The sequence below is a fragment of the Nocardioides sp. Z40_12 genome (genome assembly GCF_058215795.1).
Genome location: NZ_JBZAJA010000003.1, coordinates 245439 through 255962, shown reverse-complemented (window position 1 = coordinate 255962; position 10524 = coordinate 245439). Strand labels below are relative to the sequence as shown.

General features: G+C 74.6%; 13 protein-coding genes. 5 read left to right on the top strand and 8 right to left on the bottom strand.

Going from position 1 to position 10524, the window contains the following annotated elements; genetic code table 11:
• Nucleotides 1–3: 3 nt before the first annotated feature.
• The 3 genes from AC4BG9_RS07540 to AC4BG9_RS07530 all read right to left on the bottom strand — a co-directional run bounded on the left by AC4BG9_RS07540 (nt 4) and on the right by AC4BG9_RS07530 (nt 2154).
• Nucleotides 4–1323: a hypothetical protein gene (locus tag AC4BG9_RS07540; protein WP_490570462.1), complete on the bottom strand. Its 1320-nt coding sequence runs from the start codon at nt 1321–1323 to the stop codon at nt 4–6.
• Complete coding sequence (locus tag AC4BG9_RS07535) at nt 1320–1895, bottom strand: SigE family RNA polymerase sigma factor (protein ID WP_490570461.1); 576 nt, start codon at nt 1893–1895, stop codon at nt 1320–1322. The genes AC4BG9_RS07540 and AC4BG9_RS07535 overlap by 4 nt, the downstream gene beginning before the upstream one ends.
• Nucleotides 1896–1968: 73 nt before the next feature.
• Nucleotides 1969–2154 (bottom strand): hypothetical protein, encoded by a 186-nt coding sequence (locus AC4BG9_RS07530; protein ID WP_490570460.1) that lies wholly within the window; start codon nt 2152–2154, stop codon nt 1969–1971.
• Between the two features lie 38 nt (nt 2155–2192).
• Here AC4BG9_RS07530 and ppk2 point away from each other — a divergent pair, with 38 nt between their 5' ends.
• The gene (gene ppk2 / locus AC4BG9_RS07525; RefSeq protein WP_490570459.1) at nt 2193–3089 is read left to right on the top strand and encodes a polyphosphate kinase 2; all 897 of its coding nucleotides are present in this window, start codon (nt 2193–2195) and stop codon (nt 3087–3089) included.
• A gap of 26 nt (nt 3090–3115) precedes the next feature.
• Here ppk2 and AC4BG9_RS07520 read toward each other — a convergent pair whose 3' ends face one another.
• Nucleotides 3116–3310: a hypothetical protein gene (locus AC4BG9_RS07520; RefSeq protein ID WP_490570458.1), complete on the bottom strand. Its 195-nt coding sequence runs from the start codon at nt 3308–3310 to the stop codon at nt 3116–3118.
• Between the two features lie 112 nt (nt 3311–3422).
• Between AC4BG9_RS07520 and AC4BG9_RS07515 the strand changes: the two genes are divergently transcribed.
• The 3 genes from AC4BG9_RS07515 to AC4BG9_RS07505 all read left to right on the top strand — a co-directional run bounded on the left by AC4BG9_RS07515 (nt 3423) and on the right by AC4BG9_RS07505 (nt 5824).
• On the top strand, nt 3423–4532 hold the full coding sequence (locus AC4BG9_RS07515) for a serine hydrolase domain-containing protein (protein ID WP_490570457.1): 1110 nt from the start codon (nt 3423–3425) through the stop codon (nt 4530–4532).
• Nucleotides 4525–5067, top strand: a complete 543-nt coding sequence (locus AC4BG9_RS07510) for a flavin reductase family protein (RefSeq protein ID WP_490570456.1) — start codon at nt 4525–4527, stop codon at nt 5065–5067. Before AC4BG9_RS07515 ends, AC4BG9_RS07510 begins: the two co-directional genes overlap by 8 nt.
• Before the next feature lie 67 nt (nt 5068–5134).
• Complete coding sequence (locus AC4BG9_RS07505; protein WP_490570455.1) at nt 5135–5824, top strand: response regulator transcription factor; 690 nt, start codon at nt 5135–5137, stop codon at nt 5822–5824.
• 32 nt (nt 5825–5856) lie between these two features.
• On the opposite strand, the gene AC4BG9_RS07500 is transcribed toward AC4BG9_RS07505, so the two are convergent.
• The 4 genes from AC4BG9_RS07500 to AC4BG9_RS07485 all read right to left on the bottom strand — a co-directional run bounded on the left by AC4BG9_RS07500 (nt 5857) and on the right by AC4BG9_RS07485 (nt 9910).
• Complete coding sequence (locus tag AC4BG9_RS07500; RefSeq protein WP_490570454.1) at nt 5857–7902, bottom strand: thioester domain-containing protein; 2046 nt, start codon at nt 7900–7902, stop codon at nt 5857–5859.
• A gap of 97 nt (nt 7903–7999) precedes the next feature.
• Nucleotides 8000–8392: a hypothetical protein gene (locus AC4BG9_RS07495; RefSeq protein ID WP_490570453.1), complete on the bottom strand. Its 393-nt coding sequence runs from the start codon at nt 8390–8392 to the stop codon at nt 8000–8002.
• A gap of 15 nt (nt 8393–8407) precedes the next feature.
• A complete protein-coding gene (locus AC4BG9_RS07490; protein ID WP_490570452.1) occupies nt 8408–8782 on the bottom strand; it encodes an RAD1 family protein in 375 nt (124 codons plus the stop codon).
• 99 nt (nt 8783–8881) lie between these two features.
• Complete coding sequence (locus AC4BG9_RS07485) at nt 8882–9910, bottom strand: alpha/beta hydrolase (RefSeq protein WP_490570451.1); 1029 nt, start codon at nt 9908–9910, stop codon at nt 8882–8884.
• A gap of 104 nt (nt 9911–10014) precedes the next feature.
• Between AC4BG9_RS07485 and AC4BG9_RS07480 the strand changes: the two genes are divergently transcribed.
• Nucleotides 10015–10515 carry an NfeD family protein gene (locus AC4BG9_RS07480; RefSeq protein ID WP_490570450.1) on the top strand — a complete coding sequence of 167 codons (501 nt, stop codon included), beginning with the start codon at nt 10015–10017 and terminating at the stop codon, nt 10513–10515.
• The last annotated feature ends 9 nt before the right edge of the window (nt 10516–10524 follow it).

The following is a 10524-nucleotide window of genomic DNA, read 5'->3' as shown; positions in this document are numbered from 1 at the left end:
CGGTCACCGGGCGGAGTGCTGGGACTCGGGCAGGAACGGAGGCTCCTGCTCCTCGCCCATCACCTGCCCGGTGACGCGCTCCAGCGCCCCGTCGCGGGAGAACCGGACCAGCTGCCAGCCCCCGACCTGGAAGACCGGGGCGAGCAGGTGCTCCTCGTCCTCCCACTCGGCGTGGGGGAGCAGGCCCATCCGGTCGGTGGTCGCGCTCCGCTCCCACAGCAGCGTCCGGGTGGGCAGGTCGTAGAGGGCCATCGTGTGGTGGCCCGCGCCGTCACCCTCGGACTCCCAGGCGAGCAGGGTGCGGCCGTCGGCGGAGAAGGAGTCGAAGGTGTGCTCGCAGGTGGTCAGCTGCGAGCGGCTGAGCGACTCGTCGGGGCCGTCGCCGCGGACCTCTGAGCAGAGGCGCCCGTCCTCGCCGGGGCCCACGGTCCCGGCGGCGTAGTCGAGGCTGCCGGGGTCCTCGCGGTCCCCGACGGTGATCGAGTCGGCGTGCCGCTGGAAGTCGGCGGTGGTGCCCGCCACCGGGGCCGCCGCGTCCATGCTCATGGTGAAGGCCCCGGCGAAGCCGCCGGCTGCGTCGGTGGCCTCGACCCAGGCGACGCAGCCGAAGTCCATCGACCCGGCCGCGAAGCAGTCGGTGCCGTTGAGGTCGGTCACGGTGAGGACGGCGGCGAACGGCAGCTCGCCGAGCACCCGCGGCTCCTCGACCCCGGCCGCGATCACCTGCACCTCCCCCTCGGCGTTGCCCCAGGCGACCTGGGAGTGCGCCTCGTCGACGGCGAAGCCGCCGGTGTTCCGGTGCACCTGCCGGGTGGTGCCGGCCGAGTCGGTGATCTCGACGTACCGCTCGCCCTCGTCGTCGCGGGTCAGGACGACGTAGCGCCCGTCCTCGAGGTCGGTGTAGCGCACCGGGGTGTGCTCCAGCTCGAGCACGGTCTCGTTGCCGCCCGGCTCCACCACGACCGGGGCCCGGTCGCTGAGGTCGAGGTAGCCGATCGCCGGGTCCGGCCCCAGGGGCAGGTCGCGGAAGTCCAGGGAGCCGTCGCCGGGCAGGGCGTGCTCCGGCGTCGGCGCGGGGGACCAGGTGGCCGGCGAGCCCGTCGGCGCCTCGGAGGTGCGGTCGAGGGCCGGGCCCAGCGCGACCGCCCCCGGGATGGCGACCGCGGCCACCGCGGCGGCCGCCGCCGCGCCGACCCCGCGCCGGCGCCGCTCGATCCGGCGGGCCCGGAGCCTGACGCCCGCGAGGTCGAGGGAGGAGCCGGCGACCCCGCCCTCGGCCCGGCGGCTCAGGGCGGCCCGGAGCTCCTGCTCGAAGTCCCTCATCGTCCCTCCTCCTGCTCCCCGAGAGTCGTCGGATGCTCCGCGGCCCGTTCTCGCAGGGTGGCGAGCGCGCGACTCGCCTGCGACTTCACGGTCCCGGCACTGATCCCGAGCGTGGCGGCGATCTCCGCCTCCGAGAGGTCCTCGTAGTAGCGCAGCACGATCACCGCGCGCTGCCTCGGCGGCAGCGACTCCACGAAGTGCCACAGGGCGGTGCCCCGCTGGTCGTCGTACTCGTCGAGCACCGCCGTCTCCGGCACCACGTCGGAGCTGCGCTCGAGCCGCTTCCACGCCCGGCGCCACAGCGAGTTGTGCTCGTTGACCACGATCCGCCGCACGTAGCCGTCCAGGGACTCCCGGTCCCGCACCTTGTCCCAGGAGAGGTAGAGCTTGGCAAAGGCGCTCTGCACCAGGTCCTCGGCGCTGGCGAGGTCGCTGGTCAGGAGGTAGGCGGTGCGCAGCAGCGAGGGCTGACGGGCCCTCATGTACGCCGAGAAGTCGGCGTCCCGCGTCGACCCCCGCCCTCGTGTGCTCAGGCCCACCGAGCCCCCCGATGCCGTCATGGTGCCGTCCACGCTCCCCTCCTCATTCTTGCGTAGAGGACGCAGAAAGGCCCTGCGCGGTTGCAGGGCTCTTCTGACGCGCGGGTCAGAAGGCGAGGAACCACCAGCCGGCGAGCACGAGGACGAGGAATCCGACCGTGACCATGGTGGTCTCGTCGAGGCCCAGGCCGGCCAGCGCCACGGCGAGGCCGGCCGCCCCGACCACCCCCATGGTCCGGTCCGCGGACCACCGGCGGCGGGGGTCGGCCGGGTCCGGCTGCTCGGGTGTCACACGCGTCAGCGTAGGGGTGTTCCGGGTACACAGGGTCCATGCCGCAACACATGGACCTCCGCCACTACATCGACAGCCTCCGCGAGGGCGGCTACACCGTCCGCGACGACCAGGGCGAGGACCCGATGCTCATCGGTCCCGACGGGGAGGCGGTCGACACCTGGCGGGAGAACTACCCCTACGACGAGCTGATGACCCGGGAGGACTACGAGGTCGAGAAGTACCTGCTCCAGATCGAGCTGCTCAAGCTGCAGTACTGGGTGCAGGACACCGGGCGCCGGCTCGTGGTCGTCTTCGAGGGCCGCGACGCGGCGGGCAAGGGCGGCACCATCAAGCGGTTCACCGAGCACCTCAACCCCCGCGCCGCCCGGGTGGTCGCGCTCAACCGGCCGACGACCACCGAGCAGGGCCAGTGGTACTTCCAGCGCTACGTCACCCACCTGCCGACCGCCGGCGAGATCGTGCTCTTCGACCGCTCCTGGTACAACCGCGCCGGGGTCGAGCGGGTGATGGGGTTCTGCACCGACGACGAGTACGACGTCTTCATGCGGCAGGCGCCCCTCTTCGAGCGGATGCTCAACGAGTCCGGCGTGCAGGTCACCAAGCTCTGGTTCTCCGTGACCCAGCAGGAGCAGCGGACCAGGTTCGCGATCCGCCAGCTCGACCCGGTGCGGCGCTGGAAGCTCTCACCGATGGACCTGGAGAGCCTGGACCGGTGGAAGGCCTACACCGAGGCGAAGGAGCAGATGTTCCTGCGCACCGACGTCGACGAGGCCCCCTGGCACTCCATCAAGAGCAACGACAAGAAGCGAGGACGGATCGCCGCGATGCGGCTCTTCCTGAGCCTCTTCGACTACGAGGGCAAGGACGAGCAGATCGTCCTGGCTCCCGACCCCGAGCTGGTCAGGCGCGGCCGGGACGCGGTGGGCGACTGACCTGCGACCGGCCTGCCGGGGGTGGGTCAGGAGAGGCCCCGGCGGGTGGGCGCCATCAGCCAGCCGACGCCCAGGACCGCCCACACCAGGAGCATCCCGGCGACCGCCCCGGGGGTGGTCTCGCCGGTCTCGGCCCACAGTCCCAGCACGAAGGCGGTGAAGCCGGCCGCCACCACGCAGGCCAGGTTGAGGGCGAGGGTCTCGAGTCGTTCGTCGCTCACCCCTCCAGGGTGCAGGACGAACCGTCACCTCGTGGTGGGTTCGGTCGAAGACGTCGACACAAGCCGTGTCCAGGACCACCCGGCCCGTGGCCCCGCCGCGTAATGTGCGCTCATGAGATCGCGCACGACTCCGGCCCGGGCGGTGGCCGGGCTGGTCGCCGTCGTCGTCCTGTGCGCCACGGCGTCCGCCTCCGCGGTGCCCGTCGCGGACGGGCCCGCCCCCCACAGCCCCGCCGGCCCCGCCGGCGGCACGGCAGGTGCCGGCGGCGCGGGGCGCACGCTCGTCGCGGAGGCCCGGGCGGCGGGCTCGCACTGCGTCACCGTGGTGCGCCGCGGCCGCACGGTCCTCTCCCGCGACCTCGCGCCCGAGGAGGCCACCACGCCGGCCTGGTCGATCACCAAGTCGGTGACCGCGCTCCTGGTCGGCATCGCCCAGGACCGGGGGATGCTGCGGCTCGACGACCGGGTCTCGAAGTACGTCCCGCAGTGGCGGCGTACGCCGTCGCGGACGATCACCATCCGTCACCTGCTGTCCAACACCTCGGGCCGCGAGTGGGCCTTCGAGACCGACTACCAGAAGATGATCGCCGCGCGGAACAAGACGCGCTTCTCGATCCGGCTCTCCCAGCAGCACCCGCCGGGGACGACCTGGTTCTACAACAACTCCGCGATCCAGGTGCTCGAGGAGGTGCTGCGCAAGGCCACCGGGCGACCCGTGGACCGGTTCGCCCACCAGACGCTGCTGGGGCCGCTGAAGATGCGCGACAGCACGCTGCTGCGCGACCCCTCGGGGAACATGATGGTCTTCGCCGGGCTGCTCACCACCTGCTCCGACCTGGCGCGGCTCGGGGTGATGCTGGCCGACGGCGGAAAGTACCGCGGGCGCCGGATCGTCTCCAGGAGCTTCCTGCGCGAGGCCACCCAGCGGCCCAGCTCCGAGCTCAACGCCGGCTACGGGCTGCTCTTCTGGATCAACGAGCCCGGGCCGCTGCTGCCGCCGCTGCCGGCCGACACCGCCGAGGTGCCGCAGGGCCCGATGGTGCCCGCCGCCGACGACGACGCCTACTGGGCGATCGGACTGGGCCAGCAGATCCTGCACGTCTCGCCCTCCCGCAAGGTGGTGGCCGTCCGGCTCGGCACGGAGCCGCCGCCCGAGGCGCCGCTGACCGTCGCGCGCTTCACCGAGCTGGCCCTCGCCGCGGCCGGGGGCAGCCGTGGCTGACCAGGACGACTTCTCCGCGATCGTGTCGTCGCTCGACACCCCGCTCATCGTGGTGACCACCGGCTACGAGACCGACGGGGTGCCCGAGCGGGGCGGCTGCCTGGTCGGCTTCCACACCCAGTCCAGCATCGGGCCCGAGCGCTACTGCGTGTGGCTCTCCAAGGCCAACCACACCGCCCGGGTCGCCCAGCGCTCCAGCCACCTGGCGCTGCACTTCCTCACCGACGCCGACCTGGCGCTGGCCGAGCTCTTCGGGACGCGCACCGGCGACCGGGAGGACAAGTTCGCGGGCCTGCGCACCGAGCCGGGCCCCGGCTCGGTGCCGGTGCTGCTCGACTGCCCGCACCGCCTGGTGGTCCGGCGCACGAGCCTGCTCGACGAGGGCGGCGACCACCTGTGCCTGGTCACCGAGCCGGTCTCGGTCAGCAGCGGCGGGGCGTTCACGCCGCTGCGGCTCTCCGACGTCTCCCACCTGACGCCGGGCCACGAGGCCCAGGAGCGGCACGTACCGCCCTCGGAGCGCGCGGCCGACTGAGCGGTGCCTCGCCTTCCGCGCGTCTGTGGCGGGGTGCCAGGGCCGGCGGCGCTGCTACCGTCGTGAGGTGGTGCAGGTGCTCATCATCGAGGACGACGACCGGATCCGCCCGCAGCTGGTGCGTTCGCTCGGAGAGCTCGGCCACGCCGTCTCCTCGACCACCTCGGGCATGGCCGGCCTGGGTCTGGCCGTGGCGCACCCCCCCGACGTGGTCGTCCTCGAGCTCGACCTGGCCGAGGTCGACGGCCACCAGGTGCTGACGATGCTGCGGGCCGTCAGCGACGTGCCGGTGATCGTCGCCTCCGACCGCGACGACGAGGCCTCGGTGGTGGCCTGCCTCGACGCCGGCGCCGACGACTACGTGGTCCGGCCCTGCTCCGTCGGCGAGCTCGGCGCCAGGATCCGGGCGGTGCTGCGCCGGGCCCGCGACAGCGCGCCGGACCCGGTCCGGCTGCTGCACGTGGGCGGGCTGGACATCGACGTCCCCGGGCGCCGGGCCAGCCTCGACGGGCAGGTCGTCGACCTCACGCCGCGCGAGTTCGACCTGCTCAAGCACCTGGCCGAGCACGCGGGCGAGGTGGTGAGCAAGGTGAGCCTCCTGCACGACGTGTGGCACCAGGCGTGGGGCGGCTCGGAGAAGACCGTCGACGTCCACATCTCCTGGCTCCGGCGCAAGCTCGGGGAGAGCGCGGACCACCCGCGCTACCTGCACACGGTGCGCGGGGTCGGCGTCCGGCTCGACGCGCCGCAGGCCTGAGCCCACCCGGCGACACCGCTGTGCGCGGTCGGTCAGTTCCGCAGCGCCACGGCACCGCCGCCGAGCACGGCCATCATGGCCAGGGCGAGCCCGAGGCTCAGGGGCGTGCCGTCTTCCTGCGGCTCGCGCGGTCCCGCGGCCGGGGTCGGGCGCTCGCCGGGGGTCGCCTCCGGGGGCGCCGGCGACGGGGTGGGTCCAGGGGCGGCCTGCTCCCGGGGGCCGAGGTCGGGGACGGCGACCCGCAGCACGGTCCGGGACTCCACCCGCGACCCGTCCGGCGCCCGGGCCACGACCCGGGCCCGGACCTCGACGTGGCCGCGCGCCCGGTCCGCGGGGGTGGGGGTGAGCAGCGCGGAGGCGCCGACCCGCCGGCCGGCCCCCAGGACCCCGTGGTGCCGGCGCCAGCCCCGGTCCAGCGAGGGGTGGCGCTGCCCGGCGCGGACCCGCACCGAGGAGAGCGGGACGTCGCCGGTGTTGCGCACCACCCAGGAGAGGCGGACCCGCTCCCCTCGGCGCTGCGCGTTCAGCCGTACGCCGATCTCGGGGTCGTCCGTCGCCTCCGGGGTGGCCCCGGGGGCCTCGCCGGGCGTGGACTCCGGTGTGGGCTCAGGTGTGGGCTCAGGCGTGGGCTCAGGGGTGGGTTCCGTGGTCGGAGCCGGCGTGGGCAGCGGCCCGGTCGTGACCGTGTCGGTCACGGTCACCGACGAGCCGGCCGCCGCGACCACCACGCTCCGCGGCGCGTCGGTGGAGACCTGCACGGCGCCCGTGCCGGTCTCGCCGGCGGTGGAGGTGACCACGCAGGTCGCGCCGACGCGGGCCGCGGGACGGGTGAAGGTCTGGGTGGTGGTCGCGCCCGCCGGGACGTCGAACGTCGTGGTCGGGTCGTCGCCGCAGTCGACGGCGAGCCGGCTCTCGGGCTGGGTCCCGACGGCGTCGCCCGCGAAGGCCTGGTGCACGGTCAGGTCCGCGACCGGGTGGAAGCCGGCGGTCGCGGCCGCGGTGGCGTCGAGGTCGGCCGCCTGCGCGAGGACCAGCGGGGCGGCCGCGCCGGCCTGCCCGTCGGGAGTCCCCGCGACGGGCAGGTAGACCGCGCCGGCCTCGACGCTCACCTGGGTGCGTGCGCCGAGCACCGCCTCGCCCGGGTCACCGGCGTTCTGGGCCAGCCAGACGGGTGTGCCGGGCTCGGCGGTGTGCGGGCTGGCCAGGGCCAGCGTCGCGGCCTCGTCGGCGTAGAGCGTGTGGCCGGGCGGCGCGGTCAGGGTCACCGCGGGGCTGCCCGACTCCGCGGTGAAGGGACCCGCCGGGCTCCCGGGGGCGACCAGGTCGTGGGTGGGGTCGAGCGTCAGGTCGGGCGCACCCGGCTCGGGTGCCGGGCCGCCCGAGGTGTCCTCGCTCGGGTCGGGGGTCTGGGCGGCTTCGACGATCGAGGCGGTCGCCGCCCGCAGGGGCGCCATCTCGGGGGTGCGGTCGAGGACGAAGCCGTCGGTGAACCACCAGATGGCCGCCTGGACCGCCGCGGCCCGCTCGTCGTCGTCGCCCAGCCCGGCCGGCTCGCCCGGGAGCTGGGGGTGGTGACCGTCCAGGACCCGGGAGACCTGGGCGAGGTTGGCCACGCCCGAGGCGTCCCGGTCAGCGGCCCGGTAGCCGGTCGCGGGGGTGAGGTGGCCACCGACGGCGAGGGAGTAGGTCTGGGCCGTCAGCGCGGGGTCGGAGACCGACGCGGCCCGCACCAGGCCGGCGGGGGCGGTCAGCGGGGAGTGGCCGGCCGGGTCGGAGACGGGGTACGGCGCTGCCGCGTCGGGGGGCGCGGGCACCGACGGCACCGAGCCGCTCAGGGTGACGGCGCCCGGCGTGCCGGTGAGCTCGAGGTCGGTGAGGGCCCGCGGGTCGGGGGCGGCGGGGGTCGTGGCGCCGCCGGCCGGGAGCGCGGCGCAGAGCAGTGCGGCCAGGGTCGCCACCGAGGCGAGCGCACCGGTGCGGCGCAGCCGGGCGCCCGGCCGCCGGCGGACGCTGCGAGCGGGGGGACCCGCGGGTCCGGGGTGCATGACGTGGACGGGTCGTTGTCGTCTCGGGTCCACCGCACGAGGATGCCGCAGCCGGCGGCGCCCCCGAGCCCGAACACGGGAATTGACTACCGGTGCCGGTGCGCCGGCTCGGTGCGGGTGCCGTCCGGGGTCAGGGCGTGCGCACCCGGGCCCGGCACGACTGGGAGCCGTCGGCCCGCTTGGCGGTGAACCTGAACGTGTCCTGGCCGCGGCGGCCGCGCAGGTAGCGCTCCAGGTCGATCTCGCCCTCCCGGTCCGCGACGAGGCTGACCCGGGTCACCCGCCTGCCGTTGTGCCGCAGCGCCACCCGCCACCGGGTGCCCGCGCCGACCCGGTCGAGCTCGACGGTGACGTCGTAGCCGCGGCCCTCCCAGTCGACGGAGAAGTCGTAGCTGCCGTCTCCGCAGGCACCCCGGCGCTCGACGTCGGCCTGGGCGGGTGCCGCGGCTCCGAGGACCGCGGTGAGCGGCAGGGCCAGCAGGGCGGTGGCCGCGAAGGGGGCGAGGCGTCGGGTGAGGATCATCGTCGGTGCTCCTGGTCATCCGTTGATCGAGGCGACGCAGGGCTCGCCTTCCGAGGGGGTGGCCGTGACGACGAAGTCCTTGGGCTGGTCGTCGCGGGCGAGCGCGTCGATCTCGAGCTCCGCGCCGCCGTCGGTGGCACGCTCCCCCTCGAGCAGGGGCTGCCCGTCCTGCTCGATGACGACGTCCCAGGTCTCGTTGGGGGAGTCGGTCTGGAGCTCGAAGGTGATCTCGAGCCCCTGGTCCTCCTCCTCGAGGGTGAGCTCGTAGGCGTGCCCGTCGCACTCGCCGGTGGTCGTCGAGTTGTCGTCGCCCCCCCAGATCAGCCAGGCGCCGAGGGCGACGGCGGCGATCAGCACGATGACTGCGACCGCCAGCACTGCATTCCTCATGTCAGCTCCCGAGTCCGTGCGAGGTCGTCTGGCCGCCAGCCTCGCCCGCCGCGCGCTAAGCGCGAAGTAGTGCCCCGCTAAGGGGAGGCAAAGGGGGCTTCAAGGGCGACCGAGCCCGTGGCTCGCCAGCCAGCGGTCCACCACGTCGTAGGCCCGCTGCCGCGGCTCGGCGAGGGAGAGGAAGACGTCGTGCCGGGCGTCGGGGATGGGCACGATCGTCGTCTCGTTGCCCAGGCAGCCCGCCCACTTGGCGATCTGCTGCACGTCGAGCACCAGGTCGGCCCGGTCGCACTCGGGGCTCCACCGGCGGGCGAACTTCGACTTGTCCGAGCGGAGCACCAGGGCCGGGACGCCGACGTCGAGACCGCGGTGCAGCCGGGCGTGACCGCGGCGCACCGCCGCCACCCAGCCGAGGGTCACCGCGTCGCCGAGGATGGGCTTGAGCGCCACGTCGTAGTCCCACTCGCCCTGGCCGCCCCCGGAGACGTGCAGCGAGGCGCCGTAGGCCGAGGTGACCCCCAGCTTGAGCTCGCGCATCGGCTGCGCCCTGGCCAGCCCCCGCAGCGCCATGGTCACCGGGCCGCGCAGCACCGCGTTGGCCTGCGGCGTGGCCCCGCCCTGCAGGTCGAACCAGGGGCTGTTGAGCACCAGGCCGGCGACCGGGTGGACCCGACCCGCGCGGCGGCGGCGGTCCAGCCACAGCGGCGTGATCAGCCCTCCGGTGGAGTGGGCCACCACCACCACCGGCGCCGACCCGGTCTCGGCCCGGATCCGCTCGACGGCGAGCTCGAGCTCGCGGTCGTAGAGGGCGAGGTCGCTGACGAAGTGCGGGGTCTGGTCCGGCTTGCGGGCCCGGCCGGACTTGCGCAGGTCCAGCCCGTAGAAGGCCAGACCGCGGGCGGCGGCGAAGTCGGCCAGCTCGGTCTGGAAGAAGTAGTCGGAGAAGCCGTGCACGTAGAGGACGGCGCCGCCGACCCGCTCGTCCTCGCGGACGGTGCGGCGCACCAGCACCGCCTCGATCGGCCCTTGGCCGTCCGGGTCGTCGCCGAGGTCGAACCTGAGCTGCTGGTAGCCCGGGCCCAGCAGGTCGGGCTGCCAGTCCGTGCTCCGCGTCGTGCCCTGCGTCATCGCGCACCTTTCGTGCCTCACGCTCCTCGCCCGCCGACGGCGTCGCGGGGCGTCCGTGACATGCTAGGCGCGCCGCAGGGGGCGGCGGGCGGGGGAGACGCGCAGTGACGACCTTCTTGGTGATCGGAGTCGTGGGCCTGGCCCTCCTCGCGGTCTCGCTGGTCGTGGGCGACCTCTTCGACGGCGCCCTCGACGCACTCGCCGGCGACGCCTTCTCCAGCGCGGTGATCGGCGCCTTCGTCTCGGCCTTCGGGTTCGGCGCCGCCGCCGTCCAGCCCGCGCTCGGCACCGTGCTGGCGCTGCCCGTCGGCGTGGTCACCGGGGTCGCGTTCGGCTGGTTCGCCTGGTGGCTCACCCGGCTGCTGGGCGAGGGCAGCAGCGACGCCACCCCCTCGATCGACGACACGATCGGCCGGGACGGGCGGGTCGTCACGTCGGTGCCGGGCGACGGCTTCGGCGTCGTCGACATCCTGGTCGGCGGCCACGTGCTCCGTCTCAACGCCCGCGCCGAGCAGCCGATCGAGCCCGGCACCCCGGTCCACGTCACCGGCGTCCTGTCGCCCACCGCGGTCACCGTCGCGCCGGTGTGGCCCGAGCTTCCCTGACCGCACTCC

Bases quoted from the DNA above. Each gene is read 5' to 3' on its own strand.
- AC4BG9_RS07540 (WP_490570462.1), bottom strand. From the start codon at position 1,323: ATGAGGGACTTCGAGCAGGAGCTCCGGGCCGCCCTGAGCCGCCGGGCC.
- ppk2 (WP_490570459.1), top strand. From the start codon at position 2,193: ATGCCGCAACACATGGACCTCCGCCACTACATCGACAGCCTCCGCGAG.
- AC4BG9_RS07515 (WP_490570457.1), top strand. From the start codon at position 3,423: ATGAGATCGCGCACGACTCCGGCCCGGGCGGTGGCCGGGCTGGTCGCC.
- AC4BG9_RS07495 (WP_490570453.1), bottom strand. From the start codon at position 8,392: ATGATCCTCACCCGACGCCTCGCCCCCTTCGCGGCCACCGCCCTGCTG.
- AC4BG9_RS07490 (WP_490570452.1), bottom strand. From the start codon at position 8,782: ATGAGGAATGCAGTGCTGGCGGTCGCAGTCATCGTGCTGATCGCCGCC.
- AC4BG9_RS07485 (WP_490570451.1), bottom strand. From the start codon at position 9,910: ATGACGCAGGGCACGACGCGGAGCACGGACTGGCAGCCCGACCTGCTG.